General features: G+C 49.2%; 28 protein-coding genes and 1 other RNA gene. 16 read left to right on the top strand and 13 right to left on the bottom strand.

All coding sequences use genetic code 11. The annotated features are described in order from the left end of the window. Together NSMM_RS07885 and NSMM_RS15165 are read right to left on the bottom strand one after the other, a co-directional pair. A partial coding sequence (locus tag NSMM_RS07885) for a histidinol-phosphatase (RefSeq protein ID WP_090286300.1) occupies positions 1-611 on the bottom strand: 611 nt, incomplete at its 3' end. A gap of 373 nt (positions 612-984) precedes the next feature. Further along, entirely contained in the window at positions 985-1416 is a 432-nt protein-coding gene (locus NSMM_RS15165; protein WP_143001894.1) for a transposase, read from the bottom strand. Between the two features lie 186 nt (positions 1417-1602). Between NSMM_RS15165 and NSMM_RS07875 the strand changes: the two genes are divergently transcribed. From NSMM_RS07875 to NSMM_RS07845, 8 genes are all read left to right on the top strand, one after another. Next, a complete protein-coding gene (locus tag NSMM_RS07875) occupies positions 1603-2178 on the top strand; it encodes an OsmC family protein (protein ID WP_245654730.1) in 576 nt (191 codons plus the stop codon). Beyond that, positions 2175-3368 (top strand): flavin-containing monooxygenase, encoded by a 1194-nt coding sequence (locus NSMM_RS07870; protein WP_090286296.1) that lies wholly within the window; start codon positions 2175-2177, stop codon positions 3366-3368. The genes NSMM_RS07875 and NSMM_RS07870 overlap by 4 nt, the downstream gene beginning before the upstream one ends. Positions 3369-3403: 35 nt before the next feature. Next, positions 3404-3982: a TetR/AcrR family transcriptional regulator gene (locus tag NSMM_RS07865; protein WP_245654729.1), complete on the top strand. Its 579-nt coding sequence runs from the start codon at positions 3404-3406 to the stop codon at positions 3980-3982. 94 nt (positions 3983-4076) lie between these two features. Continuing rightward, positions 4077-5066, top strand: coding sequence for an urea transporter (locus tag NSMM_RS07860; RefSeq protein ID WP_090286294.1), 990 nt, complete (start codon positions 4077-4079; stop codon positions 5064-5066). A gap of 23 nt (positions 5067-5089) precedes the next feature. Next, a complete protein-coding gene (locus NSMM_RS07855) occupies positions 5090-5722 on the top strand; it encodes a hypothetical protein (protein ID WP_090286291.1) in 633 nt (210 codons plus the stop codon). A gap of 165 nt (positions 5723-5887) precedes the next feature. Continuing rightward, on the top strand, positions 5888-6031 hold the full coding sequence (locus tag NSMM_RS15610; protein WP_176753891.1) for a hypothetical protein: 144 nt from the start codon (positions 5888-5890) through the stop codon (positions 6029-6031). A gap of 165 nt (positions 6032-6196) precedes the next feature. Then, on the top strand, positions 6197-7783 hold the full coding sequence (locus NSMM_RS07850; protein ID WP_090286289.1) for a tetratricopeptide repeat protein: 1587 nt from the start codon (positions 6197-6199) through the stop codon (positions 7781-7783). A gap of 316 nt (positions 7784-8099) precedes the next feature. Continuing rightward, positions 8100-8762 (top strand): hypothetical protein, encoded by a 663-nt coding sequence (locus NSMM_RS07845; RefSeq protein WP_090286287.1) that lies wholly within the window; start codon positions 8100-8102, stop codon positions 8760-8762. On the opposite strand, the gene NSMM_RS15160 is transcribed toward NSMM_RS07845, so the two are convergent. The 5 genes from NSMM_RS15160 to NSMM_RS07825 form a co-directional block, all read right to left on the bottom strand. After that, complete coding sequence (locus NSMM_RS15160; RefSeq protein ID WP_218121041.1) at positions 8724-8942, bottom strand: hypothetical protein; 219 nt, start codon at positions 8940-8942, stop codon at positions 8724-8726. The genes NSMM_RS07845 and NSMM_RS15160 overlap by 39 nt on opposite strands. A 120-nt stretch (positions 8943-9062) precedes the next feature. Next, positions 9063-10670, bottom strand: coding sequence for an NAD+ synthase (locus tag NSMM_RS07840; RefSeq protein ID WP_090286285.1), 1608 nt, complete (start codon positions 10668-10670; stop codon positions 9063-9065). 57 nt (positions 10671-10727) lie between these two features. Continuing rightward, the gene (locus NSMM_RS07835) at positions 10728-12104 is read right to left on the bottom strand and encodes a phosphomannomutase/phosphoglucomutase (RefSeq protein ID WP_090286283.1); all 1377 of its coding nucleotides are present in this window, start codon (positions 12102-12104) and stop codon (positions 10728-10730) included. Between the two features lie 39 nt (positions 12105-12143). Beyond that, a complete protein-coding gene (locus NSMM_RS07830; protein ID WP_090286281.1) occupies positions 12144-12350 on the bottom strand; it encodes a zinc-finger domain-containing protein in 207 nt (68 codons plus the stop codon). 21 nt (positions 12351-12371) lie between these two features. Further along, on the bottom strand, positions 12372-13292 hold the full coding sequence (locus NSMM_RS07825; RefSeq protein WP_090286279.1) for a branched-chain amino acid transaminase: 921 nt from the start codon (positions 13290-13292) through the stop codon (positions 12372-12374). A gap of 250 nt (positions 13293-13542) precedes the next feature. On the opposite strand from NSMM_RS07825, the gene nadB reads away from it, so the two are divergent. The 8 genes from nadB to NSMM_RS07785 all read left to right on the top strand — a co-directional run bounded on the left by nadB (position 13543) and on the right by NSMM_RS07785 (position 20596). Further along, a complete protein-coding gene (nadB, locus tag NSMM_RS07820) occupies positions 13543-15162 on the top strand; it encodes an L-aspartate oxidase (protein ID WP_090286277.1) in 1620 nt (539 codons plus the stop codon). A gap of 34 nt (positions 15163-15196) precedes the next feature. Further along, a complete protein-coding gene (locus tag NSMM_RS15605; RefSeq protein WP_176753890.1) occupies positions 15197-15373 on the top strand; it encodes a hypothetical protein in 177 nt (58 codons plus the stop codon). Positions 15374-15376: 3 nt separating this feature from the next. Further along, positions 15377-15685: a cell division protein ZapA gene (locus NSMM_RS07810; protein ID WP_090286273.1), complete on the top strand. Its 309-nt coding sequence runs from the start codon at positions 15377-15379 to the stop codon at positions 15683-15685. A 34-nt stretch (positions 15686-15719) separates the two neighbouring features. After that, positions 15720-15901, top strand: a non-coding RNA gene (gene ssrS, locus NSMM_RS07805) — 6S RNA. A gap of 29 nt (positions 15902-15930) precedes the next feature. Next, entirely contained in the window at positions 15931-16386 is a 456-nt protein-coding gene (locus tag NSMM_RS07800; RefSeq protein WP_090286347.1) for an EVE domain-containing protein, read from the top strand. A gap of 59 nt (positions 16387-16445) precedes the next feature. After that, a complete protein-coding gene (locus tag NSMM_RS07795) occupies positions 16446-17246 on the top strand; it encodes a sulfite exporter TauE/SafE family protein (protein WP_090286271.1) in 801 nt (266 codons plus the stop codon). A 33-nt stretch (positions 17247-17279) separates the two neighbouring features. Beyond that, complete coding sequence (locus NSMM_RS07790) at positions 17280-18581, top strand: DUF3422 family protein (RefSeq protein WP_090286270.1); 1302 nt, start codon at positions 17280-17282, stop codon at positions 18579-18581. 68 nt (positions 18582-18649) lie between these two features. Next, positions 18650-20596: a nitric oxide reductase activation protein NorD gene (locus NSMM_RS07785; RefSeq protein WP_090286268.1), complete on the top strand. Its 1947-nt coding sequence runs from the start codon at positions 18650-18652 to the stop codon at positions 20594-20596. A gap of 49 nt (positions 20597-20645) precedes the next feature. On the opposite strand, the gene NSMM_RS07780 is transcribed toward NSMM_RS07785, so the two are convergent. The 6 genes from NSMM_RS07780 to NSMM_RS07755 form a co-directional block, all read right to left on the bottom strand. Then, a complete protein-coding gene (locus NSMM_RS07780) occupies positions 20646-22382 on the bottom strand; it encodes a tetratricopeptide repeat protein (protein WP_090286266.1) in 1737 nt (578 codons plus the stop codon). Positions 22383-22499: 117 nt separating this feature from the next. Next, positions 22500-23132, bottom strand: coding sequence for a hypothetical protein (locus NSMM_RS07775; RefSeq protein ID WP_090286265.1), 633 nt, complete (start codon positions 23130-23132; stop codon positions 22500-22502). Further along, positions 23107-23496, bottom strand: coding sequence for a type II secretion system protein (locus NSMM_RS07770; RefSeq protein WP_090286345.1), 390 nt, complete (start codon positions 23494-23496; stop codon positions 23107-23109). Before NSMM_RS07770 ends, NSMM_RS07775 begins: the two co-directional genes overlap by 26 nt. A gap of 2 nt (positions 23497-23498) precedes the next feature. Beyond that, complete coding sequence (locus NSMM_RS07765) at positions 23499-23981, bottom strand: type II secretion system protein (RefSeq protein ID WP_090286262.1); 483 nt, start codon at positions 23979-23981, stop codon at positions 23499-23501. A 29-nt stretch (positions 23982-24010) separates the two neighbouring features. Continuing rightward, complete coding sequence (locus tag NSMM_RS07760) at positions 24011-26293, bottom strand: secretin N-terminal domain-containing protein (protein WP_090286260.1); 2283 nt, start codon at positions 26291-26293, stop codon at positions 24011-24013. Then, a complete protein-coding gene (locus NSMM_RS07755; RefSeq protein WP_090286258.1) occupies positions 26293-26886 on the bottom strand; it encodes a hypothetical protein in 594 nt (197 codons plus the stop codon). The genes NSMM_RS07760 and NSMM_RS07755 overlap by 1 nt, the downstream gene beginning before the upstream one ends. Positions 26887-26943 lie beyond the last annotated feature (57 nt).

The raw sequence follows: 26943 nt of genomic DNA, 5'->3' as shown, positions 1-26943 counted from the left end.
GTGTCGTCAGGATCGACTGCAACCGGATGCGTGACTTTGCCGAGCAACGGCAGATCATTGAGTGAATCACTATAAAACCAGCTTTGCAGAAATGACAGCCAGGTAAGATTTTGTTTGTCCAGCCATTGTTCCAGCCGTGTAATCTTGCCCTTCTGAAAACAAGGTACTCCAGCCACCCGGCCGGTAAACTGCCCGTCGATCTGTTCAGGTTCAGTCGCAATCAAATGTTCGATACCTAACGCCTGCGCAATCGGTGCCGTCACAAAACTGTTGGTCGCGGTAATGATGATGCATAAATTCCGTTCAGTCTGATGGCGGCTAACCAACTCACGCGCACCAGGTGTAATCAATGGCAGAATTTTTTCTGCCACAAACTGCCTGCGCCACTCATTCAATTGTTTGCGCGGATGACGCGCAAGTGGTTTGAGCTGAAAGTCCAGGAATTCGTGAATATCAAGCGTGCCATTTTTATATTGTTCATAAAATTCAATATTTTTTGCTGCATATACTTCCTGATCAAGCACTTTTTGTTCAATGAGAAATTGCGCCCATTGAAAATCGCTGTCTCCTGCGAGAAGCGTATTATCCAGATCAAATAAAGCCAGTTTCATGATATTGAATTTCCATTAGGTAGCGGGCAAAACGAGAAGGCCTTATGCCAATGCTTGAATGCGTACAGAAAGTTGCCGGAAATTTTTTGGATGCAACCTTATCACAAGGAATTGCTGCCGGCAAAATCTATGACCACACGTATTAGTCGATTTTAAAACATATTAAGGTACCTCTAAAGCGGTCATTCTGTTGGCTCAGGCGGCAGAAATGCTGCCAGATGCTATTAAGAGCGTTCTTTGTTAACCTGGAAAATAGACCGCCACAGATTGCCGCTACCGGTAAGGGACTGTGATTAACGGGACACAATTGGCAACACGTATTTCCTGCCAGCACTACCCAATACACTGACGCCTAACGTAACCCAGCATTGTGTCAACAGAAACTGTAGCCGGTTGTGCTTTCTGGCATGGTCGGCCAAACGATACTGCCCGGCACCTTCTCGGATTGGCGTGGAATTAACGTGTCGTCGATGGCCAGATTGAGGGCCTCCATTAGCAAAGCGCTGTTGACTACCTCGAACAAGGCTCTTGTCAGCCGTAGCGTCCGGACGCTGCCACATTCCAGGAGTTTGTAATAGGTCGTCCGGTGACGGCCTCTGGTAATGGTACTGAGCGCGTGTGTCACCCAGCCCTCCGGAGAAGTCAGGCAACCGCACGGTAATTCGACGAAAGTAGCGCGAGAATGCATGGGTACAGCGGTGAGTAATAAATGAGTATCCTGCCTGACAGACAAAGACGAGCCGTTTGAGCATAAGACATCGGGCACCGCGCGAGCTTTCCCTGCTATCAAGTAATTTTTGCTCATCTTGTGGATATTTTTGTGTCTCGTATCGCGACTTCGATTCTATTCAAAGAACCAATTATCTGGTGCTGAATGTCTAAACTTGAGTTATTATATTAGTAGACTGATCGATCTATTTTTATCTCGCTCTTGGATGTGCGGAAATGAAAAAAGATGTCAGTACCTTCTTGTGATTATATGGAGTCGAAGATGACAAAGAACTGCATAAATGGAATTGATGTGGACAGGTTGCAAGTAACGCGAGACCTTATCCAGACAGATGGGGACGGGCTCATTGCCAGGCCTCAATATCAGGCGGCAGTCATCTGGAACAATGGTTATCACACCACCTCGTGCGTTACGGATGGCCAGAAAATCATCGGTGATGAACCTGAGCAATACGGTGGTGGTGGAGCCGGCCTGACGCCACAGGACATGCTGCTTTCTGCGATCGGCCATTGCCTTACTGCCACCTATATTGGTGGATTGTCGGCTGCTGGCATCACCGTAAAACACCTTCAGTTGAGCGTTTCAGGCCGGGTAAACTTTCGTTCTGCCTTTGGTCTTGAAACCGGCAATCCCGGGTTTGAGAACATCGGGATAACAGTGGATATCCGAACAGATTCTTCCCCAGAAGATGTGAAAGAGATTCTAACCAAACTACTAAAAACTGCGCCCATTCCAGATACGATAATCCGCCCGGTACCACTTGATATTGAGATCATCTGCAAGGAGAACGAACGCAACAGTGAGTTCTCACACTCGCAAGAAGGGGAACAAAGATGAGCGGAGTGCATGATGTCGCGGTAATTGGGGCTGGTCCAGCGGGATTATCGGCAGCATATGAATTAAAAAGACTTGGACTCAATCCGTTAGTGCTGGAGAAAACCGCTGCGGTTGGAGATGTCTGGCGTAATCATTATGACGGTCTGCGTCTGAATTCGGGGCGCGCCTTATCGCGGCTTCCCGGGAGTCCGATTCCTCGCTCGGCCGGTAGCTGGCCTTCACGTGACGAGGTTGTGCGTATTCTCGAAACATTTCCTGAACGAGGAGGCTTCACGGTTAAAACCGGGATCAATATTGAGAAAGTCGAATATGATCGCCTACGCGATACCTGGTCTATCACTAGCCATGATGGTAAAAAATTTGAGTCACTAGCAGTGGTCGTTGCGACAGGAGGAGCACATACCCCCGTTACCCCGGAATGGGTAGGAGCGGAAACCTTTTCCGGTGAAATCATCCATTCCTCAAAATTCAAGCATGCCAAGACCTATGCGGGAAAGAATGTATTGGTTGTCGGTAGTGGTAATTCAGCCGCCGAAATTGCAAGCCGACTCGCCGAGCACGCGAAATCGGTCACCCTCTCTGTCAGAACGCCGCCCCACATCCTTCCCAAAAGCATCTTTGGCATTCCACTGGTAGGGATTGGCCTTGCAACGCGATATCTGCCAGCCGCATGGGTTGATGGCCTTCTGTATGTTTTACGGCGACTGTTCATAGGTAATTTGACGCAATACGGCCTCCCCTTTCCTGTCACTCGGGTGTCGCAGCAGTTCGCCAGAACCCAGGTTGTACCAATTCTCTATTATCCCTTTGTGGACGATATCCGAGCGGGGCGTATTCGGGTAGTTGGCCCGATCAGAAAAATTGAAGGGCAGACTGTACATGCACTCAATTCCGTCGAAGCGAAACCTAGCGATCAGCAAAATGAAATAGCCCTAAACGTAGATGTGATCGTTGCTGGAACAGGTTTTCGGACTGGTCTTACGAAATTGATCCAGATTCCCGGTATTACCAGCCCGGATGATCGGCCGGTGGTCCTAGGGGAACAGGAATTTTCGGATGCACCTCGCCTGTACTTTATCGGGCACGTCAATCCCCTGAGTGGGCAGTTACGCGAAATCCGTCTGGAAGCGGGAAAAATCGCACGAAAAATCAAAAAACAGTTGGCAGAGAACCGCCCTCGACTACCCTAACTCACTTTGATCATCACTAATCACGGAGAAAGAGATTGACAAGGATAGTCGAACACCGCAAATCACCGAGTGAAAAATTGCTGCTGGCCGCGCGCTACCTGTTCTGTCGAGTGGGGATAAACGCAACTGGTATTTCCCGGATCCTTAAAGAAGCAGGTGTCGCTCGCGGTAGCCTTTATAAGCACTACGGCTCGAAAAAAAATCTACTGAAGACAGTATTAGATACGGAGGCGGACATGTGGTATCGATGGTTCGACCGGGATTTGTCGGATCTAGAATGCTCCGCCAAAGAGCGCATCATGCTCCTGTTCGACCTGATAGAGAAATGGTTCGAAAAAGAAGACTACTTCGGATGCGTCTTTATCAACGCGGTCGCGGAGCACGAGAAGGAGGGTGGCTGGGTAAAAGATGTGGCTGTTGCGCACCGGGAAAAAATAAATGACCGACTCCGGGCAATAGTTACGGAAAGCGGGGCAAGGGATCCGGATATGATCACCGAGAAATTAAGCTTGATCATCGATGGGGCAATCGTGACCGCCATGGTCACCGGAAGCAGCGAGGCAGCACATATCGCACGCCTTGCCGCCGAGGATATTCTTCGAGGTATGGAATGATTACTCTCTCTGTCTCGAGAGTGGGCCGTACTGCCCGCCATGGCTGCTACCTTTTATATACGAATTTCTGCCCTAATTGGGAGGAGGGCTGATCATGGCATGGTTCATAAAAATTGAGAGTGCATTACCACAGCCTCTTCGGGTAATCCTCATGGGGGTCGGGCAGGTCATTTTTTGCGGCAATGCAGTCTCGGGTTTTATTTTTCTGGTGGCATTTTGTGCGTATGACGTGATGACCGGCCTGGCTGCGATTGTGGGAGCCATTAGCAGTACTGCGGCGGCCTCTGTCTTTAAAAGCGCAAAAAGCGACATAAGCGCAGGGTTGTACGGCTTCAACGGAACACTTACAGGAGTGGGTTTATGGACGTTTCTTGCTCATGCTCCTCAACTTTGGCTATACATCATTCTGGCGGCTATGCTCTCCAGTGTAGTGTTTGCAATGATAAGGAAGATTCCATTCGGGATTCCTCCAGCTGCGGCTCCATTCGTTCTGACTAGTTGGATATTCATACTGGCTGCACCTACATTCGACCCAACTCTTGATCCAGGACACGATCTGCGAACAGCAGATCCCGGCCTATCAATCCCCGATTCATCGCAGAGCATTGTGAGTGAAGGAGTGCCGCCAGGTATGTGGCCGACTCTGCTAATAAAGGGTGTAAGCCAAATATTCCTTGTTGATAGCTTCGCGACGGGCATCTTGATCCTAATTGGAGTCGCGGTCATATCGTTGCGCAGCTCGCTGCTGCTTGGAGGAGGAGCTTTATGCGGAAGCCTGGTTGCGGCCTTACTCGACGCCGATCACCATGCCATTGGAATCGGATTGTATGGGTTCAATGCTGGGCTGGCCGCCATCGCAGTGGGGCAAGTTTTCCTAAAGCCAGATGCAAAAAGTGCGTTCCTGGCGATATTGGCTAGCATGCTGACACCAGCGCTTCAAATTGGACTTTCTCAGATTCTTGTTCCAGTCGGTCTGCCAGTTCTAGCGGCTCCCTTTTTATCCGTTTTATGGGCCATCCTGTTCGTAACAGGTCAATGGAAGCGATACCAGTCACGGTTTAAAAAATCGACTGAATCTGCCTAACCTCATATTTACAGGAGAAAAATATGAATTTTATTTGGGGAAATTTACCTAAGAATGCACAACGTTTTCTGATTCTGATCGGATCTCTCTCGATTATTGCCGTAATTGGCTTGCAGTTTCATGTAGGTTCGCAGGGGGATACGTCGGCCACCTATCCGAAGGGTTTTCGAGGTGGCACGTGCACAATCGAATCCGAACACCTGTTGGTTGGCTATTCGGGTTATTTCATTTCCACCGATTATGCAATTCCCAGTGACGCAATGAGTGCGATGCCCGTTCCTGTTCTATGCGGAAAAATACCCAGTCCGGGGACGCTGGCTGTCACGATTGATCTTCTTTATCCTAAATCTGCGCGCGAATGGCCGCTGACCATGACGCTTGCTAAAACAGAAGATAATAAACCGACAAAAACACTACTGACAATTCCTCCGGAAATCCACAAATCCGGCATCATCACTCAGGTATTAAGCATCGACGAAACCGGAGAATACGGGCTTTATCTTTCTGGTAAAAATACGGATCAAGTCGAATTTGTATTAGAAATTCCAATCACAGTGGGAACACAATGGCATGAAACCATTGTTGAATTTTGGCCCATGCTCCTACTGATTGTGTCGGTACCTGTTCTCTACAATATTAGAAAAATTTTTAGTTGATGCCTTAATTTCAATTACCTGGATCAATGACAGCATTAATCACGCACTATAAATCAGCGCGCGACAGACACATTCAGCACCGAATATACGGTGCTGAACAATAGCGAAATAAGCGATTGAGCCCTGTTTTATACTTTATCAATTCCATTCTGCGGAGAGTCATCTATGGCGGGCTATGTTGACGAAGTCGTCATTCCTTATGACCGTGATCCAGACCCCGTACTTATTGATCACTATGGACTCGACACAGCGCAACGCATTGCAGAACAGCCACCTCGCTACCGTTTCGCGAGGCGCATCGAGTGCTAAAGCACGAAGCGGCTACTCGCTCCGTGTCTGGGACTCGGAGCGACACAATCCATTTGCCAGTTTAAGCTTTGAAGTACTAAAGCAATTTTTTCCGTCGGATCTTAGAGCGGATACTTTTCAACGCTATTTCCCATTATCAAGCCACGCCATTTCTGGGGACATCCAATGACAACACTTACACGCATTTTTACCATCACCATTTTGTTATGGGCCGGATCTGCAATCGCTGATGGCGATCATCACCCTGCCGTTAACATCGATCAAAAGAAACTCGGAAAAGTGCAGTTTCCCGTCTCCTGCACATCTGTTGCACAAGCTCAATTCAATCAAGCACTGGCGATGCTGCATTCATTCTGGTACGACGAAGCTGAAAAAGCTTTCCAACGGGTCACCTCTACTGATCCCGACTGCACCATGGGGTACTGGGGTATCGCAATGAGTCTTTATCAGCAATTATGGGCGACCACCCCGACGCCAATGGAAGTACAGCGGGCACGCAATGCCCTTGCGCAAGCGCGATCATTAACAATCAAAACTGCCCGGGAAAAGGCCTATCTGGATGCGATTGCCATATTGTATCCAGCAACAGATGACGGTCGCGATTACAGTGCGCGGAAACTCGCGTATGAACAGGCCGTGAAGCGTATTACCGAACAATTTCCAGACGATAATGAGGCCACACTATTTTACGCACTGGCATTGATTTCAAATGTTTCGCCAGGCGATAAAACCTTTACCAGGCAAAAACAGGCGTTACAGTTGCTGCAACGTGTCTTGAAAGACGAGCCACAACACCCCGGCGTCGCTCACTACATCATCCACAGCAGCGATTACCCTGAACTGGCGGAACTCGGACTTGATGCCGCACGGGCATATAGAGATATCGCACCCACCGTACCGCATGCTTTGCACATGTCATCCCATATCTTTGTCCGCCTGGGCCTATGGCCGGATGTAGTGCAATCCAATCTGGCGGCATACCAGGCTTCACAGGAACACGCATCTGACAATTACGGGGATGACATCCACGCTAAAGACTATCTGTTGTATGCTTATTTGCAGCTGGATGAAATAGAAAAAGCCCGTGCCATCGTACAAGAAGTGCGTGCTATCGACAACGCATACCCGCACAATACCACCATTGCCTATGCCCACGCTGCCATCCCGGCACGCTTTGCTGTTGAGCGCGGCGATTGGCATGAAGCGGCAAAATTGAATGCTCATCCGGCGGATTTTCCGTGGCAGCAATTCGGTTGGTGTGAAGCGATCACGTATTTTGCCAAAGGAATTGGCGCAGCCAGAACCGATAACGTCGCTGATGCAAAAAAAAACCTGAAGCACCTGGAGACACTGCGCGAACTCGACCGCTCGGCACATCAAGACTACACTGCCGGTCAAATTGAAATTCAGCGTCTGGCCGTTGCTGCCTGGATCGCAGCTGCCGAGAATCGAACTGAAGAGGCGCTACAACTGATGCATGCATCCGCTGATTTGGAAGATTCGACCGAAAAAGACAATGTCACTCCCGGTGCCATCATCCCGGCACGGGAATTACTTGGCGAATTGCTGCTGACATTAAACCATCCAACAGCTGCATTAAAAGAGCTGGAAACCTCGCTGCAACGCACACCGAACCGTCGCAACGCGATTCTACTCGCAGCTCAAGCAGCAAAAAAAGCAGGTAACTTATCCAAAGTCAGTCAATATGAACAGCAATATCATCAGCTCACAAAAAAGGTTCTATCGCGTTAAGTAATTAAGGAAAATTTTTCTTCAACGAAATAAATGGGATAGTTAGACGGAAAACCTTAACGCAACAGAGCACTAGAATTGGCTAATTATCACTCAAACTGACAACTCCACGACGGAACCCGGTAATTGCCAAGTCAGTTGTCGCCTGAATAATTTAGGTGAATTCATGAATGCCAAGACTAAGCAGAACTGTATTTGTCGGGATACCGTATCACATCATACAGCGAGGAAATCGGCGAGAATAATATAGGATAGCGCTCCCTTTTTTCCAAACCGTGAAGTGCCTCTCAATTTAAACGTTAGACCGCGGACAAACATGATCGCTTGCTCGGCAGACTGCATCGAATGGATCAAGATTGGCATCAGCGCATTGACGCCGGTGTCAATTTTTCTTGCTTTTCTTGCTTATCGCGCCAACCTAAAGAAGATCCGCGACGATAAAACTCGAGAACGTGACAGGGAATATGTGACGCAATTCCAAAAGTCTTTGGAGTGGTCGTTCAACTCCCTGACGGACGACGGCCGCTCGATGCCACCAATGGCAGACAGATTAAATTGGTTAACTGCAGCCAGGCACATTCTTAGAGCCAAGAAGATAGCCTCTCAGATCACACATCCCACCTACAAGACAATTGCAGATGAATTTGAGGAATACTGGCGCCACAAGTTCTATATGGCTCTTGCTGATCCTGCACTTAGAGACTGGCACTACTTCATAGACAAAGAAGCACCTGCATGGCCGGAAAACATCGAGATAAGATCAGCGTTGGTGATCATGGACTTTTCAAACTGGAAGGATGGCACGCCAGATCCCACTGATGCTGTTGATCGAGAGAATTTCATCAAGCACGTATCAGGCATTAAGGGCAGCATCGCAGGTCGTAGCCTTGAGACATATATCAACCATCTCGAAAAGCTTAAAGCTCCAAGGCGTGGAGACTCACGGTCCACGATCAACAACACTCTTTTGGTAGACTGACCCGCTCCCTTCATTATGGCCGGATGCGCCAATGACCGGATTGGGTGCAATAATCCAGTAAATATACTCAGGTGGAAAATCTGCTGCAGGCTGGCCGACGTCAGCAATTACTTTGACAGCCACCCACGTCTGGGTAGGGAGGATAAAAGCCAGAATTACCATTACTTGCATGAACCGCATTGTATTTTCGTGTTATTTCCTTTAATTGGTTCTGGGATGCCAGACGAACGAATATTTTATCTGTGAAATATTCATCTGTAAGTACAGCTCAAAATAGCAAAAAATTGACTCTGTCGGCAGTTATTTCAGAAATCTGGAAGTCAGCGGAAAACGCCACGATTTCCCAAAATCTCGCCGGGTCAACCGGATACCGGGGGCAGCTTGTTGACGCTTATATTCGCTGCCGTGAATCAAATGAATCACTCGCTGCACGAGTGATTGTGGATAACCCATCGCGACGATCTCTTCGACGGAACATCCCTGTTCGACGTAGGCTTCGATCATCGCGTCCAGCACCGGATACGGCGGCAGGTTGTCCTGGTCTGTCTGATTGGGACGCAGCTCTGCAGATGGCGGTCGTTGCAAAATGCGTTCCGGAATGATCGGGGCGATCCGGTTGCGGTAGTGGCAAAGCGCATAAACCAGAGTTTTACTGACATCTTTCAATACTGCAAAACCACCTGCCATATCACCATACAGCGTACTGTAGCCAACCGCCGTCTCAGATTTGTTACTGGTGTTGAGCAGCAGCAGGCTACTCTGGTTGGAAAGCGCCATCAACAGGATGGCGCGGATACGAGCCTGCAGATTTTCTTCAGTGGTGGGAGCAGGAATGGCCGGCAGCAATTGTAAAGGCACTGAGAGAATTTGCCTGTGCTCTGCAAAAATGGTATCTATCGGGATTTCAATATGTTCGACACCCAAGTTCTGCGCCATTATGCGGGCATCCTGTCGGCTGATATCGGCGGTATAGGGTGATGGCAGCATCACGGTTCTGACACGGTCACACCCGAGCGCGTCGACCGCGATCGCCAATACCAGTGCGGAATCAACGCCGCCTGACAAACCGATCAACGCTCCTGGAAATCCATTTTTACCGATAAAATCACGCACCCCCAGACATAACGCGGCGTAAATACTCGCCAACTGCTCCGGCAGGTCGATTTTTGTGCCTTTATGCAGTTGATCGTTATTCAATTCGATGATGCCAAGCATGTCTTTAAACGCCGCAAACTGATGAGTACGCTCACCGCGACTATCAACAGCAAATGATGCGCCATCGAATACCAGCTCATCCTGCCCACCAGCCAGATTGATATAGATGGCAGGCAAAGCGATCTGACTGGAAGCTGCTTTCGCCATACTCAGCCGCTCATTATGCTGACCAACACTATAAGGAGATGCGCGCATGGCGAGCAGCACTTGTGCTCCTTGCTGTTGTATCGTTTGCAGGTAAGGTAACTGGTGAACATCTTCACCGATTGTCAATCCAAAAATCAGCCCGGCATGCGCGAAAGTACAAGAAACCTCACCTGCCGTGAAATAGCGCTGCTCGTCGAACACCCTGCCCACCGACAGGTATTTTTTGTAGTAGCGGGCAATGAGTTTGCCATCTCGAATAACCGAAGCGGCATTAAACAGCCTGCCATTCTCGGCATGCGGGTGGCCAATCACCACTGTTACGGGTGGAAGTTCTGCGGCAAGCTGCCGCAGTATCTGTCCACAGGCTGAAATGAAGTCCTGACGAAACAACCAGTCTTGAACCGGGTAACCCGTCAACGACATTTCCGGGGTGATGAGCAAACTGGCCTGTGCTGCGTGTGCCTGCAGGCATGTATTGAGAATTTTGTCTGCGTTTCCCTGTAGATCGCCAACGATGGGATTGATCTGTGCCAGGGCAATTTTCATGGTGGCAATGAACGACTGGTCAGACTGATCATGACCAGTCGTTCATTTTTGATTCCGTCAGAAAGGTAAAACCGCATCAGGTTTGACTTGCAGGATGCATTGGCGGAGGTCTTGCTGAATACGCTTGAGTGCGGCCTCATCTTTTGCTTCAAAACGCAGCACCGCAACTGGCGTGGTATTGGAAGCACGAATCAATCCAAAACCATCCGGATATTCCACCCGCAAACCATCAATAGTGATCACCCGATCAGCATTGGGAAAACTTGCTTCGCGCTGCAGCTGGGCGATCAGAGTATGATTTTCCCCTTCCGCCAGTCTGATTTGCAGTTCCGGAGTATTGAGAGAATCCGGCAGAGCATTAAGGGTCGCGCCAAGATCCTTTTCCTTGCTCAACAGTTCCAGCAAGCGCGCACCGGCATAGAGTCCGTCATCGAACCCATACCAGCGTTCCTTGAAAAAAATATGCCCGCTCATCTCCCCTGCCAGCAAAGCACCGGTTTCTTTCAGCTTGGCCTTGATAAACGAATGTCCCGTTTTCCACATCACGGGGACACCCCCATGATCCTCAATCCACGGCGCAAGATTGCGTGTACATTTGACATCAAAGATGATTTGCCCACCGGGATTGCGCGACAGCACATCGGCGGCAAAGAGCATCAGCTGGCGGTCAGCATAAATAATGCGGCCATCCTTGGTAACGACGCCAAGGCGATCGCCATCTCCGTCGAAGGCAAAGCCGATATCGGCATCAGTCGTCTCTAGCGCATGGATGACATCCCGCAGATTTTCCGGCACGGAAGGATCCGGATGATGATTAGGGAAAGTACCATCCACTTCACAAAACAGCTCCGTTACTTCGCAACCCAGCCTGCGATAGAGCTCAGGCGCAAATGCGCCTGCCACGCCATTGCCACAATCGACGACCAGCTTGACCGGACGTGCCAGCTTGATGTCGCTCGTGATACGCAGCAGGTAGCGCTCGCCAATCTCCTGCTGGCGATAACTACCTTGTCCAAGGGTGAAATCCTGTTTCTCGATCCGGTGGCGCAATGCCTGAATGGCTTCTGCTGCAAGTGTCTCGCCGCCCAGAACCATCTTGAGTCCATTGTATTCGGGGGGGTTGTGGCTGCCTGTTACCATCACACCAGAGTAATCGCATAATTCATACGCTGCAAAATACAGCATTGGCGTAGCGACCATGCCGACATCGATGACGTCGACCCCGCTTTTGCGAATGCCATTAGTCAACGCTTGCGTCAGAATTGGCCCAGACAAACGACCATCACGACCAATCGCAATGGTACCAAGCTTGCGGGCGCGGGCTTCTGAGCCGATTGCCTGACCAATCAACTCTACCGCTGCCGGAGTCAAAGCAGTTGCAACGATACCCCGTATGTCATAAGCTTTGAATATCTCATGCGGAATGCTATTCATAAGGCGAACCCTTAATTAAATTGAGGCCAGGATAGAACTTCAATGATGACTATGAGGCATGCCACCTTTGAGCGTGTAACGTGTCCCGCAATACGGGCACATCGCACGGCCGCTCGCATCCAATGTCAGAAATACGCGTGGATGCCAGCTGGCTGGATCCATATGTGGGTTGGGACAATGCAATGGCAAATCGTCTGCCGTGATGTCAACTGCTTGCGGGTAAGTTTTGGATGTGGCGTTATTCATGAAATATTTCAATTAAGTCGGTTAAACATAGTGCAGCCAGTCAGCATGATCATTTGACCTGCCGTTGACACAATCAAAAAAAAGGGTTTGCAACCGTTCGGTGATCGGTCCGCGCGTACCACTGCCAATCGAACGGCAATCGAGTTCGCGGATGGGAGTGATTTCAGCTGCCGTGCCGGTAAAAAAAGCTTCGTCCGCACAATAAACCTCATCGCGGGTCAAACGTTTTTCAATAACCTCGATTCCTATTTCCTGCGCCAACTGCATGACCGATGCACGGGTAATGCCTTCCAGACAGGCTGTCAGGTCCGGCGTATAAAGCTTGCCCTGTTTGACGATAAAGATATTTTCTCCCGAACCTTCCGCGACATAGCCGTCGACATCCAGCAGCAGCGCTTCATGATAGCCATCCTGCGCAACTTCCTGGTGCGCCAGAATCGAATTAGTATAGGTAGCAACCGATTTGGCGCGACACATGTTGATGTTCACGTGGTGACGGGTAAATGATGTGGTTTTGACTCGAATGCCATTTTCCAGACCGTCGGCACCAAGGTAGGCCCCCCATGGCCAGGCCGCTACCGCGACATGCACGGACAGATTCCTCGCGGACAGCCCCATCGCTTCCGAACCATAAAAGACGATTGGACGGATGTAACCAGAAGTGAGCTTGTTTTCACGAACGACGGCCCGCTGGGCATCATTGAGTGTCGCCTGATCGAAAGGAATACGCATCTTGAAAATATGGGCAGAATTAAACAGGCGTTGGGTATGCTCTGTCAGGCGAAAAATAGCGGGACCCTTGGCAGCTTCATAAGCCCGCAGGCCTTCGAAAACACCCATTCCATAGTGCAATGTATGGGTTAGTACGTGTGTAGTGGCATTGCGCCATGGAACCAGTTCACCATCGTACCAGATAACCCCATCACGATCCGCCATTGACATCCCAACACTCCTTTTATTAATCAATTATTTGAGAAAAACAATATCCTGCCTTCTACCTGACCAGGAGTGCATTTTCCAGTCTTGCGCAGCCGAATATATTAATTTCAACCCTTGATCGTATTCTAGCGTTTTTTTACGCCTGTGTCGGTGTAAGCACGCTCAGCTATCGCTGAAGTTTGTTTGAAAATGTGATAATTTGCTATTTTCCCAGAAAGTCATTTTAATCAAATCCCACTGCGAACCTGTTTCAATGCAAGCAAAATATTATGACGTATTGATTATTGGCAGCGGATTGGCCGGCCTGACACTGGCTCTCAATCTGGCAAAGACTCTCAGGGTGGCCGTAGTAACCAAAAAGAAACTGAATGACAGCGCCAGCGCCTGGGCGCAGGGGGGCATTGCAGCAGTGCTGTCAATTGAGGATTCGCCTGATGCGCATATTCGCGATACTCTGATGGCTGGCGCTGGTTTATGCGATGAGGCCATGACACGTTATATCGTCGAAAATGGGCCGGCAGCAGTCAATTGGCTGATAGAACATGGTGTGAATTTTACACGTGACGATCATCATGAAACCGGTTTCCATCTAACGCGCGAAGGTGGACATAGCGTACGTCGCATTATTCACTCCGATGATGCAACCGGTAAAGTAATTCAACTGACTCTCGGAGAACAGGTTTTACAGCATCCCAATATTGATGTGCTGGAACAGCATATCGCGGTTGATCTGATTACAAATCAAAAATTATCTCAACACCGGCTTACAGAAGGAAATCACTGCCATGGTGCTTACATACTGGACAAGGTAGCGAGTAAAGTCCGCACGATCGGGGCACAAAATACGATTCTTGCAACCGGCGGCACAGGCAAGGTGTACTTATATACAACCAATCCTGATGTAGCGACTGGAGATGGCATCGCCATAGGTTGGCGTGCCGGTTGCCGCGTAGCCAATATGGAGTTTATTCAGTTCCACCCTACCTGCCTGTATCACCCTCATGCCAAATCTTTCCTGATTAGCGAAGCGGTCAGAGGAGAAGGTGGTTTGCTGAAACTGCCGGACGGGGAACGCTTTATGCTACAGCATGATACGCGTGCCGAGCTTGCACCGCGCGATATTGTCGCGCGCGCCATTGATTTTGAAATGAAAAAACGCGGCCTGGACTGTGTTTTTCTGGATATTTCTCACAAGCCGGCCGACTTCTTGAAACAGCACTTTCCAACGATTTACCAATTCTGCCTGAATCTGGGTATCGACATTACTCGCGAACCTATTCCGGTGGTGCCAGCAGCGCATTATACTTGTGGTGGCGTGATGACGGATCGACATGGCCGCACCGATATTGGCCGCCTTTATGCTGTCGGAGAGGTCGCCTATACCGGACTGCATGGCGCCAATCGCCTGGCAAGCAACTCCCTGCTGGAATGCCTGGTCATCAGCATGTCGGCTGCCAGACACATCATTGAACAACATCCGTTCGCAAACCCGGTATTGCCGGATTGGGACGAGAGTCGCGTTACCGATGCTGATGAGGAAATCGTGATCTCGCATAACTGGGACGAACTACGCCGCTTCATGTGGAGTTACGTTGGAATTGTGCGCACTAACAAACGCCTGCAGCGTGCACAGCATCGTATTGATCTGTTGCACGAAGAAATCAACGAATACTATGCCAATTTTCGCGTAAGTACTGATTTGCTGGAACTGCGCAATCTGGTTTGTACCGCTGATCTCATTGTTCGAAGCGCGATGCTGCGCCATGAGAGCCGGGGACTGCACTATAGCCGGGATTTTCCTGATACTCTGCCACAAGGAGTGGATACGATACTGGCTCGCACTCAAACTGAATCTAAAATCAACATCGGCTGAATCAAGAACGGTGTTAATCGATTCGGAATTAAAAGTGCTTGAAGACAAACTTGACCAGCTACTGAAGTTGCATCAGGCTATACGCGAGGAAAACGCCAGATTACGTGATTTATTAACAGCTGAGCAGGCAGCCAGACGCCAGTTGCAAAACCGCATTGATCTGACTGCCGAACGACTGCAGAAACTATTGGACAATCTTCCTGAGTGTTAAAAAATGAGTACAGAAACGACAATAGATATAAATGTAATGGGACAGAAATTCCGGATTCATTGCGCTGAAGATGAACGCGAGGGATTGCTATTGGCGGTCGATTTCCTCAATAAAAAAATGCAGGAAATCAAAAGTGGCGGCAAAATTGTTGGCACCGAACGAATTACGATTGCGGCCGCACTGAATATTACACATGAGCTCCTGAATATGCATGCTGGCAAAGGTTTTGACATCAAGGAATTTAGGCGTAGAATCGGACTCATCGAATCTAAGCTGGACGATGCGTTGCTAGAGAGTGATCATCAGCTTTAAAGAGCACCTCTAACAACGATCGGCCATCAATCGATTATCCCTGCGGTGTTGGTTAAGGTCTGTATTCTTTGAACCAATTTTTGTACCGGGTTGCTGACCAGATGGCTGCTGTTGTGAGCATCTTGCATTAACGAGATGCACCTGATGCAACCGGTTGGCGACCATCTTGAACCATCAGGTTCAAGATATCAGCCTGACGGCATTCGCGGGGACCCTGCTTTTAAGTATGTTAATTCATGTTGGTGATGCGATACTGGCTAATGAAATCCGAACCATCGGAAATGAGTATTGACAGTCTGGCCACTTTACCGGGACAAACCGTGGCTTGGGATGGCGTGCGTAACTACCAGGCACGCAATTTCATGCGTAATCAGATGCAAATCGGCGATCTGGTATTTTTTTACCATTCCAGTTGCCCGCAACCTGGAATAGCCGGTATTGTGCAGGTTTCCAGGCTGGCTTACCCTGATGCAACACAGTTCGATCCCAACAGCAAATATTTCGACCCCAGATCCTCGTTGGAAAACCCGCGCTGGTTCAACGTTGAAGTCACTTTTCTAAAAAAAACACGCTTGCTTCCCCTGCAGGAACTGCGCACCTATCCTGAGCTGACCAGTATGCGTATTCTGCAAAAGGGTAATCGATTGTCCATTACTCCGGTTGATCCCAATGAATGGGAATTCATTTCAAAAAAATTGTAAGTGCTGTCTAGAACTAATGGTTTTTTTATAAAACAGCAAAGCCCGGTAATGCATTAGTCATGGAGGCCTGGTGGATTTTTTTGCTGGCCGGCGCGCTTGTCGGTTTCCTTGCCGGGTTGCTCGGAATAGGCGGCGGTTTACTGATGGTGCCAATATTAATGACTGTATTTATCAGTAAAGGATTTGCCGCAGATCTGGTGATGCATCTGGCGCTGGGCACAACCACAGCTATCATTACCTTGACATCCATATCGAGTCTACGCGCTCATCACGTACGTGGTGCCGTAAACTGGTGGATTGTGCGTCATCTCACGCCGGGTATTTTTCTCGGTGCGCTGGCTGGTGCGACGCTCGCTGGTCAACTTTCCGGCCAGGCACTCGGGATCATTTTTGTCATATTTATTTATTGTGCAGCGACGCAAATGTGGCTTAATCTGCATCCCAAAGCTGGTTTTTCGCTTCCCGGCAGTCCGGGTATGCTCGCAGCAGGTGGTATGATTGGGGCAATATCGAGTCTGGTAGCGATCGGCGGAGGGTTATTGACCGTGCCCTTTCTTACTGCCTGCCAGATCAGGCTGCATCAAGCGATGGGAACGGCCGCTGCTGTCGGCTTTCCAATTGCGCTGGCGAGCGCCATTGGCTATGCTGCAAACGGGTTATTGCAACCACAGCTTCTACCAGAATATACATTAGGCTATATTTATTTGCCCGCGTTTGCAATGGCTGCTCTGGCAGGAATATTAACCGCACCACTTGGCGCCAGAGCCGCGCATACTATGCCGACAAACAGACTGAAAAGCATTTTTGTAGGACTACTTTATTTATTGGGAACAAAACTACTGTTGGAATTCTGGATTTAACCCAAGCATCATTATCAAAAAATTTAGAAAATCATGCCAAACGATTCAGTCAATGAAAATTTATTGGGTATTGCGGAATATGCAGAACGACAGTTGCTGCATATGGAACTCAGCACTGATATTCCCGAACTGATCAACATTCCGTTACAGCTTTCACACTTGGTATTGCTATCCGACCGGCAATGGATCAATCACGAACGTGAGCTCATCATTGAGCTATGCGAACAATTCAACATCAGCGCTCCCAACGACAGTTTTGATCAGATCAGCATTGACCTGGGAGATTTACGCATGCGCTGGGAGCGCCATACTGAGTATTCAACCTACACTCTTTACTACAAAGGCCAGTTTGATGTTCCTTTCGCCACACCTGCCATTGCATATGTTCCGCGGGACTGGCTGGCACGCTTACCTGGAGAAGTATTGGTTGCCACTCACATCGCGCTGGATGACCGCAGGCGTCCGAGTCGCAGTCTGAGCGAACTGGCAGTATTGTTTTCATCAAACACGGTAATCGGCTCAAAAGTTTCTGCTGGTGGCGCAAGCGTCTGGAGCGATAACCAGATTCATTCGGATGGCTTCACTCGCATCCTGATTCATGATGACAATCTGCGCAGTCGCCAGGTTGGCAGACTGGTACAACGTCTACTGGAAATCGAAACTTATCGAATGCTGGCCATTTTGCCACTACCCATGACGCGTAACCTTATTCTCCATCTGGAACAATACGAAGATCAACTCGCCAATTTGATTGCAACCAATAATGCGCTCAACGATATAGAGGACGAACAGAAATTACTAGTTGAATTAACCAAACTCGCTTCGGAAATAGAGAAAATGTCGACACGATCCAGTCATCGTTTCAGTGCCTCGCAAACCTATCATGCGATCATGCAGCAACGCATCACTGAGTTGCGTGAAGAGCGTATTGAGGGGCTGCAGATGCTGTATAAATACCGCAAACAGCGTGTCACTTCTGCCATGGGGACATTTGATCTGGTGCGCTCCAAACTCGAAATACTGTCTCTACGCGTCGAACGCGCCACCTCCATGCTGCGCACACGAGTGGATATCTCGATGGAATCCCAGATTCGAGATCTCCTCAAATCAATGGACAACCGAGCGCACTTGCAATTACGTTTACAACAGACCGTGGAAGGACTATCCGTCGTGGTATTGAGCTATTATCTACTCGGTATTACCGGTTATGGTCTCAAAGCGCTCAAGGCTGCCGGAATCGCAGTCAATGTTGAATTGGCGACAGGTCTTGCGATTCCCGTAATTGTTTCACTGGTATTTTTTGTCATCCACAAATTCCGTAAAATGATGGGCTAGAGAACAATATGCTAATTGCTTGCTTCCTTCAGGGATACCCTTTTCCTCCAGAAACATAGATTAAAACTATGTGGCACTGGCTGGAACTGGAAGAACAGGTTGGTCGCTACTGGCATCGCCTGATAGCGCATCAGGACGCTGGAAGTTATCCCGTATATCCTGCCGCAAGAGTTACCCTGGCATCTATCCATTCCTCATTGTGTATTTTCTTTCGTGGTTTGGGAGGAGACCCCGGGATACCATTGACTACGGGAATGCCGCGTACTGCCCACCACCGTCTCAATTGGAAGCAGAAACTCGCTCGTGATCACGAAAAGCTTCCCCTCGCAGCGCTGACTATCGAACGCATACTGCTCCCGGACAGCATCAGCCTCTATCCACAGCACTCACTCAACCGGCAACTTTATTTCTGGCTTGCCGCTTTTTTTGCATTGGGAAAACGCACCCATTCATTTCCACCGGGGATGGATCCCTTACAAGCAGATCTGCTATTTTTACACCGGTCTTACTGGACCAGCTTGAAAATTATCGAGCGCTACCCGGGTTTGCAACAAGACTACGAGATACTTTGTACGCAATTATTGCACTTAAGGCCACGTCGCACGCTTCCAGTTCAGGAACAGATGGTCGAGAACGTCATTGTTGGGCTACTCGGCGGAACTTGCAATCATGTCGGAGCAATGACGTGGCTCACGCGTCTGCGCCAAATAGCAGCTGATTTCAGTGATTGTCGCGCTGCAAGAGGCTATCATACTTTTCTACCGGTCCCGTTATGGGGGCAGATAGAAGCCAACCCACTCCAGAAGCCGGGTAACGTCCAGTCCGATGCAGAAGATCGCCTGAATCAACCAAGAAACAATGAATCAGACAAACGCGCCAAACAAGCCCGTCGCGATAAATTTGAGCAAAGCGAGCGCGATGATCCCCTACTGCTCAATCGTTTTGAAAAACTTATTACCTGGTCAGAAATGATCGATCTTAATCGGCCGGTGGAAGACGATGAAGAAGCAACTGCGTGTGATGTTGCCGAAGCGATGGAAGAATTGGTGGTCACAACCCATCAGCGCCCTGCTGCAACACTACTAAAATTTGATCTTGATCTGGCACCAAGCGATGTCGATCCTGCTGCTATTATTGCGCAACCAACCTATCCAGAATGGGATTACCGCCGCAAGCAATATCATCCCAATCATTGTCAGGTATTGTGCCAGGTCGCTGCTGAGCATGGGGAACACTGGGTGCCTGATGACAAGACCAGAAGGCAGATTCGCCGGATTCGCCGCCAATTTGAAGCGTTCCGGCCACAAAAAGCAATATTGCATCGTCAACTGGACGGCGAAGAACTCGATCTGGATGCGGTTGTGCGTAACCAATCCGATCGGATTTCGAACGGTAGCAGCTCTGACCGTTTGTATCTGGCTGCACGGGAACAGGCACGAGATTTGGCCGTGCTGATTCTGGTGGATGTATCGCTCTCAACGGATAGCTGGATCAATAATCAGCGAATTCTGGATATCGAAAAAGCGGCATTGATAGCGTTAGCCTCCAGTATCGCCACTTGTGGTGATCGGTTTTCGATATATACCTTTACATCGCGCAAACGCCAGTATGTCAAGTTTTCAACTATCAAAACGTTTGCTTCCCCATTTAATCAGCAGACACTGTCTCGAATCTCGGCATTACGACCCGGTTACTACACCCGCATGGGAGCAGCACTACGCCATGCTAGTAACATACTGGCTTCCCGTCCGGAACGCCATCGCCTGTTGCTATTATTAAGTGATGGTAAACCCAATGACCTGGATCACTATGAAGGTCGTTACGGGATCGAGGACACTCGACAGGCCATTCTGGAAGCACGGCGCACTGGTTTACGCCTATTTGGTATCACCATTGATGATGATGCAAAGGATTACTTTCCCTATCTGTTTGGTCGTGGAGGTCATGCCATTGTCAGTCAACCGGAGCGACTTGTCGAAATTGTACCGGCCTTGTATCGACAATTAATCACCTGAATTACATATTGATATTCAGGCGATTACGATTTCATGACCTCATTGGTATTCAGGGTATGAAGCGTTTCATGGTGTCCTGTAATACTTCATTTCCGGGATGACTATCCAGTGCTGATTGCCATATTTGCTTTGCTTCTTCAGTCCGGCCATTCATCCATAGCAGCTCACCAAAATGGGCGGCAATTTCCGGATCCGGTCGTGCGGCAAAAGCAGTATTCAAATAATCCAACCCTTTTTTCAGATTGCCCATACGGTAATAAGCCCAACCCAGACTATCCATGATATAGGGATCATCAGGAGATAACTCGATGGCCTTCTGAATTAATGAGAGGGCTTCCGGCAAACGCAAACCACGATCTGCCAAACTGTAACCCAAGGCATTATAAGCATGTGCACTATCCGGTTTTAATTCGATCAGTTTACGTAAATCCTGTTCCAGAATATCCAGTTTGCCAAGTTTCTCGGCAATCAGCGCTCGATCATAAAGTATCTCGGGTTGTTGGGGAGTTTCATCTAATTGTGTGCTGAGTAAATCATATGCTTCAGGGTTAGCGCCCTGCTCCCGTAATAGCTGTGCCTCGGATAGAATCAACTGAATACGTTGTTCTTCATCGAGATAACGAACCGTTTGCAGGTGCTGTCTGGCAGGAGTCAGTCCATCCTGGCCAGCCAGCAGAAAAGCATAGCGTATTTGTGCCGGAATATAGCGCTCCCCACCGGTTACTCTACGATATGAATCCATTGCTTCGCGGTTACGCTGCGATGTTTCATAAATACGTCCCAAATTGAAGTTGACGGAATTAGTGTCTTCAAATCCCAGTTCAAGCGCTTTTTTGAAATAGCGTTCTGCATTGCCGTAGTCATCCAGTTCAGCGGAGAGCAAACCGATAGCCAGTGCTATATCCGGATTGGAAGCATTTTCGCTTTCCAGCCGGTGAAATTGCTCACGGGCCAGACTGAATTTTTTGTTTTCCATTAACGCACGGATATAAGCAATCCGCAGATCATTAGCTTTCGAATACTGATCAAGGTAACGCTTATAAAAATTTATTGCAGCCGGGTTATCGAGTTTTTGCAGAATGCGGCCTTGATGAATTGCCGCCATTTCCCATTCTGGCCGCAACTTGAGCGCCTTTTGCATGGCATCGGATGCCAGCTTCGGCTGATCTGCCGCCCAGGCGGCCTGAGAGACGGCAAAATGTGCTTCTGGCAGTTTATCGTAGGATCGCGCCAACTGCCGAACCAGTGTCAGCGCTTCTTGTTTGTCAGGATGACGCGACAGCAGCTTGTTGATTTGCATAAAGGATTTACCCACTGCATCCGGTTGCGAAGCCAGCAACTTTTCGAGATGAGGACGCGCTCTGTTTAATTGACCCACATCAATAAATAAAATAACCGCAGCCTGATGCGCCGCTTGCGACTGTGGCTCAAGCGTTACCCACAAATCAATTGCCTCTTGCGCAAGTGCTGGTTGCCGGGTACGCAGGGCAATGTCGGCTGCCCGCTCAGCAATTCTGGCATCCCGGGTGATGTGCGCCAACCTTGCGTAGCTTTCTGCAGAAATATCCAGTCGATCCCGCTGTAGTGCCGTTTCCGCCAGCAAAAAATCAAACAATATTTCCTCAGTCAGACTCGAGTCAGCATGCTGACTGCTTCTCGCAATCGCATTGGTCAAATCGCCTGGATTGTGTTCGATTGCTGAACTGGATCCAGCCTGGCTGTCAACCTTGGGCAACGGCGCGCATCCTATCAGACCAAGCAACAACATCATTATTTTAATGTTCATCTAGTTAACCTTATTTCAACCTTAGTAGTGCTCAATACCTGTTTGAGACCCGACCTATATCCGCTTGGTTCTTATTTTACGGCATATCGAAATTATCCCAACAGGTTTACGGAGCTATCATTGGAATGGATTGATATTCTCTGCTGGTGGGGATTGAGAGAATGGATTATCGGCGGGTTGAGTGCCAAGTTGCTCAAAAGGATTAGCAGGCCTTTCCTGGGTCTTTTCTTGCGCGCGACCGGCATCTTTCGCTACTGCTCCGGCATGTACAAACCGCCAGTCCTGATAGCTTTTGGCTTTTTCAAATTTGGTATAATCCTCCGGAAATCCTGCTCGTTTTATTGGTTGCGTTGTAGCCAGACTATACACTCCTGTAATTCCTCCATTTTCCTGTTCGATCAATCCCCATTCAAAACTGTTGGTCATCGGATCAAAAAAAATTTTCCGCAAATGCCGCAGTGGCTTGGGTCCCCGCTTATCTTCAAGAAGCTGCTCCAGTGTTTCCGGGTAACGGCTGGTGGCGGTCGTTACCTGCGCAGCATCATGATAGGACGTGATGGCCAGACGAAACTGATCACCGATAAAAAGTAGCTCCAATTCTTTCTCCCGCTGGGAAGTGGTCTGCCAGACCTCTCCGGCAGCCGCCAGCATCACGCCTGCCAGCAGGGTGGCAAACAATGTCCATATATAGACGTACCCTTGTTCCCGGTAGCTGCTTATCACCCTACCACTTCTCGTAAAAAGTTCCATCAAGCGCCTGCTTGTCTGAAGTAGTGCGGACGTCATACACTCCTTCCATTTCCTCATCAGGCGGCGGTATTTCTGCCCACACCGGCTGCTCCGTGACGGGATCCACTGGAATGGCGCGAATATAACGCTCATCAACCAACTGCTGCAGATCCTGTGGGTATTTGCCAGTATCCGCAAAGTATTTATCAATCGCATCGCGCATAATGCTGAGATTCTGCTTGAGGACCGTCTCCTTAGCACGATCTACCGATGTGAAATAACGAGGCGCCACAATGCTCAATAAGGTAGCGATGATTGCCATCACCACCAGTAGCTCAATCAGAGTAAAACCTCGTGCAACAGGAAATGCTAAACGCTTGAGCATAGCTACCATTGGTTATAGGGAATACCGTTCAAACCCTTTTGTTCCGACAAAGAGTAAACATCAAATATGTCGTCTCCTTCATCGGGGTTATCCGGCGGGCTTTCATAGCTGCGCTTGCCCCAGGTTTCTGCCGCCGGTACTTCGGAATCGGCAAACATTGGATCACGTGGCAGTCGACGCATAAAAAAAATATTTTTCTTGTCAGGTGTTTTGATATCCGGCACTCCTGCCTCTAAATCTTCGAGCTTGCGGGGATAACCCGTTTCATCCGCCTTTTTCTCTACCCTGCCTTCGTCAGCCGCCAACTTATAGGCATCAATCGCGGTACGGATCTGTCGTAATGCAGTCCGCAGCGCCTGTTCCTTTTCCCGTTTGACCATCATCTCCTGCAAAGGCATGGCTGCAGACGCTAAAATAGCCATGATGGCCACCACGATCATCAACTCAATTAATGTGAAACCACGGCTATTAGATTTCGGCAACATCAACTCGTTTAGAAACTATCATTCCCATGTTACTGCAACGTTATACTCGCTACGGGAGGAGCCTGAATCTCGACAGCTTCACCCTTCTCATCCTGTACCCGCACGCCATCAACTGAAATAGTGGTTGTGCCAGTATTAGCCCCAATGACTTTGAAACGCAAAATACTGGTCATACCCGTCGGCTGTTCGCGACCGAATTTAAGCGTGCGCGACCCCGAGTTTTCGGCGCCATCCATCAGCTCAAGCGCGCTCTGGTCATAACCCAGATCAACTTCGCCGGTTAACTGGGTGTTTTGCGTGATCAGGCGTACCGTGGCGGTAAATTCCCGTCCCATTGCCACACTGGCTGGTGCTTGCAGGTTAAGTGTCGGCACCGGCGAGCGCGCCTGCGCTGCAGCAGCTTCAAAAGGATTGACTGTTTCCTCATTATCTCGTGATCCAGAGCGCAATGCCTGTCCGAATACATTGCTCCCTCCCAGCCCACCTGCGCCTCCGCTGGGCAGCAAACTCAACGATTGCGGTGCGGTTTTGCGAATGTTGACCGGAATATTCCCAGCCGCACTGGCAGTACCGGAATGAAACTCGCTCTCGAAATTGCTGGGTTGAATCACATTACGCACAATACGCGGCGTGATCAGCAGAACTATCTCTGTTTTATCGCGAGTCAGATTTTGACTGGCAAACAATCTGCCCAGCACCGGTATATCTACCAGGCCAGCTATCCCGCTAAGCCCTCTCCTATCCTGATCCTGAATCAGCCCTGCCAGTACCTGGGTTTCGCCATCGCGCGAGAAAAGCAATGTTTCAGCTGATCGAGTGCCGATCCTGAAAGCGGTAGTAGTGCCAGATGTTTCTCTTGCTCCGAGCGTACTTACTTCCAGTAAAATTTTTATGGAAACCTCGCTGTTCGGTGAGATAACGGGCTCAACCTCCAACTTAAGCCCAACGTCAAGAAAAGTGACATTTTGCGATACAACTCCGGTTGAAGTTGCGTTTGAAGAGAAAATAGGAATTTTATCACCGATCATAATTTTAGCTTTCTCCCGACTCTTCACGCGGATGCGCGGATTTGCCAATATGTCATTAGCTGTCAGAGTTTTCCTGAATTCAACCAACACTTGGTTGGCAATAGAGAAATTACGCAACCCATCGATACTGGTTTGAGTCAGTTTAAGAAGCCCATCGGCACCAAGGACAGGGGCAGCCGTACCCACTCCCGGTAAAAAACTAAAACTGGTTTGTGTTGGCATGTCTGGTCCAAGCTTCAAGGCGTTATTACGGTTGATTTCTAGCACCTCAACTTCCAGCATCACTTCCGGATCGGGAAAATCGTTGATCGTCACCAGCCGCTCCACCAGCCGGATCATTTCCAGTGTGTCGCGCATGATAAACAGGTTAAGGCGTTCATTAACATAGATATCTCGTGCCTTGACCAGTCCGCGCACCATCGCGACCATCTGCTTGACGTCGGTATTATTGATGTGAAAGCTGCGCACGACCAGTTCCTGATAATCCTTTTGCTTAGCGGGCGTATCCGGATAAATCAACAGGGAATTTTCGTTGAGTACCTTATACGCCAGCTGATTCGTCAGCAGAATCAGCTTTAATACATCCTCGATCGGATTATCACGTACAAAAATTGAGGTTTTGGCTTCCTGCTGTACAGTGCGGTCAAAAATAAAATTGATACCAGCGGTACGCGAAATTAGTTCAAAAATGGTTTTTAGCGGTGCATCGCGAAATTCCATGGTAATCGGCTGACGGAAAGCCGAGACCAGTGACAATTGCGACATTTCAGCACGTGAGATACGTTCGCTCAGTTCATTGACCAGCTGCCTGGCGTCAGCCTGTGCCGGATTTTCGGCAAGAACACCGCGGATGATTTTTTCTGCCGCCTCGATCTGATCGTTCGCCATATATTCTTTAGCCTGCTTGACGAGTCCGTTATGCTTTCTGTCGATTGCGGCCGCTTCCAGTCCGGCAATGGCGCGTTCATTATTCGGCGCAATTCCCAGAACCCGCAGATAAGCCTGCTCGGCTGCGTCGATATTACCAGTCAGCAGTTCATTGTCTGCCTGGAGCAGCAATTGTCCGGCCACTGAATCCAGTTCCCGCACCAAGGCCACGCGAATCTCGATATTTTCCGGTTCTTCATCAGCGGCTTGTTGCAATTTACCCAGACCGGCTTCGAACTGCCCCTCTGTAATCAATTGCTTGCCCTGTAAAAAAGCAGGGTTCTTCGTGGTGTAACTCGCACAACCTGCCATCCAGATAAGCAATAAAAGCACCAACAGGGGTTTACTAGCATTCATCAGGTTTTTCCAGACGTTTTTTCATTAATGACAAGCTTTTGTTTGATTCCCAATGGCAGATAAGTCAATTCGAGGACGTCATCACGGATACTGTCCAAACGGTATAGGCCGTCGATCCGCTCTCCGACTTTGGTGGCATAATTCTTTTCCTGATGTACCAGAAATACTCGTGTGACACGGCCATCGCTAACCCGGCCCAGATATTTAATTGCTAATGGGGGCGCGACAGGTGTGGGTGCAGGAAGCGGTTTACTCGCTCTTCTGGCGACAAAAAAGGGATCATCTTCATCCTCTTCATCCCCCCCTGCCTTTTTTCTTGCATTTACGGGTGGGGGCTGCCAGGAATTCACAGCAAAAATATCATCCGCTTCTGCCTTGAAAGTGCGTTTCCCCAGTTGATCAACCGGAAGTGTCTGGTTAGACCGGTTATCAGAAGCGCGTGTACGCCTGTCCACATTGCGGGTGGGTAATACCGCTTCTGCTGCGGTATCTACTCGCGATTCCTCCGGTTCCTCGTCTATCGCGATGACTGCTAGCAAGGTAGCAGCGAGCGCACTCCAAAGGACAATTTTACGCACTAGCGGGTTAGTCATGCTTATGTTCCGGATGGCAGAAAACGAGGCCGTGCAGCGGCACAGGGTAAACAGAGA

This window comes from Nitrosomonas mobilis, from assembly GCF_900103035.1.
Taxonomy (GTDB): Bacteria; Pseudomonadota; Gammaproteobacteria; order Burkholderiales; family Nitrosomonadaceae; genus Nitrosomonas; species Nitrosomonas mobilis.
Note: the sequence above shows the minus strand (reverse complement) of the source record. Positions and strands in the feature narration are given on the sequence as shown.

Excerpts from the sequence above, each read along its gene's own strand:
- NSMM_RS15165 (WP_143001894.1), bottom strand. The coding sequence starts at position 1,416 with ATGAGCAAAAATTACTTGATAGCAGGGAAAGCTCGCGCGGTGCCCGAT.
- NSMM_RS07875 (WP_245654730.1), top strand. The coding sequence starts at position 1,603 with ATGACAAAGAACTGCATAAATGGAATTGATGTGGACAGGTTGCAAGTA.
- NSMM_RS07870 (WP_090286296.1), top strand. The coding sequence starts at position 2,175 with ATGAGCGGAGTGCATGATGTCGCGGTAATTGGGGCTGGTCCAGCGGGA.
- NSMM_RS07860 (WP_090286294.1), top strand. The coding sequence starts at position 4,077 with ATGGCATGGTTCATAAAAATTGAGAGTGCATTACCACAGCCTCTTCGG.
- NSMM_RS07855 (WP_090286291.1), top strand. The coding sequence starts at position 5,090 with ATGAATTTTATTTGGGGAAATTTACCTAAGAATGCACAACGTTTTCTG.
- NSMM_RS15610 (WP_176753891.1), top strand. The coding sequence starts at position 5,888 with ATGGCGGGCTATGTTGACGAAGTCGTCATTCCTTATGACCGTGATCCA.
- NSMM_RS07850 (WP_090286289.1), top strand. The coding sequence starts at position 6,197 with ATGACAACACTTACACGCATTTTTACCATCACCATTTTGTTATGGGCC.
- NSMM_RS07845 (WP_090286287.1), top strand. The coding sequence starts at position 8,100 with ATGATCGCTTGCTCGGCAGACTGCATCGAATGGATCAAGATTGGCATC.
- NSMM_RS15160 (WP_218121041.1), bottom strand. The coding sequence starts at position 8,942 with ATGCGGTTCATGCAAGTAATGGTAATTCTGGCTTTTATCCTCCCTACC.
- NSMM_RS07840 (WP_090286285.1), bottom strand. The coding sequence starts at position 10,670 with ATGAAAATTGCCCTGGCACAGATCAATCCCATCGTTGGCGATCTACAG.
- NSMM_RS07835 (WP_090286283.1), bottom strand. The coding sequence starts at position 12,104 with ATGAATAGCATTCCGCATGAGATATTCAAAGCTTATGACATACGGGGT.
- NSMM_RS07830 (WP_090286281.1), bottom strand. The coding sequence starts at position 12,350 with ATGAATAACGCCACATCCAAAACTTACCCGCAAGCAGTTGACATCACG.
- NSMM_RS07825 (WP_090286279.1), bottom strand. The coding sequence starts at position 13,292 with ATGTCAATGGCGGATCGTGATGGGGTTATCTGGTACGATGGTGAACTG.
- nadB (WP_090286277.1), top strand. The coding sequence starts at position 13,543 with ATGCAAGCAAAATATTATGACGTATTGATTATTGGCAGCGGATTGGCC.
- NSMM_RS07810 (WP_090286273.1), top strand. The coding sequence starts at position 15,377 with ATGAGTACAGAAACGACAATAGATATAAATGTAATGGGACAGAAATTC.
- NSMM_RS07800 (WP_090286347.1), top strand. The coding sequence starts at position 15,931 with ATGCGATACTGGCTAATGAAATCCGAACCATCGGAAATGAGTATTGAC.
- NSMM_RS07795 (WP_090286271.1), top strand. The coding sequence starts at position 16,446 with ATGGAGGCCTGGTGGATTTTTTTGCTGGCCGGCGCGCTTGTCGGTTTC.
- NSMM_RS07790 (WP_090286270.1), top strand. The coding sequence starts at position 17,280 with ATGCCAAACGATTCAGTCAATGAAAATTTATTGGGTATTGCGGAATAT.
- NSMM_RS07785 (WP_090286268.1), top strand. The coding sequence starts at position 18,650 with ATGTGGCACTGGCTGGAACTGGAAGAACAGGTTGGTCGCTACTGGCAT.
- NSMM_RS07780 (WP_090286266.1), bottom strand. The coding sequence starts at position 22,382 with ATGAACATTAAAATAATGATGTTGTTGCTTGGTCTGATAGGATGCGCG.
- NSMM_RS07775 (WP_090286265.1), bottom strand. The coding sequence starts at position 23,132 with ATGGAACTTTTTACGAGAAGTGGTAGGGTGATAAGCAGCTACCGGGAA.
- NSMM_RS07770 (WP_090286345.1), bottom strand. The coding sequence starts at position 23,496 with ATGCTCAAGCGTTTAGCATTTCCTGTTGCACGAGGTTTTACTCTGATT.
- NSMM_RS07765 (WP_090286262.1), bottom strand. The coding sequence starts at position 23,981 with ATGTTGCCGAAATCTAATAGCCGTGGTTTCACATTAATTGAGTTGATG.
- NSMM_RS07760 (WP_090286260.1), bottom strand. The coding sequence starts at position 26,293 with ATGAATGCTAGTAAACCCCTGTTGGTGCTTTTATTGCTTATCTGGATG.
- NSMM_RS07755 (WP_090286258.1), bottom strand. The coding sequence starts at position 26,886 with ATGACTAACCCGCTAGTGCGTAAAATTGTCCTTTGGAGTGCGCTCGCT.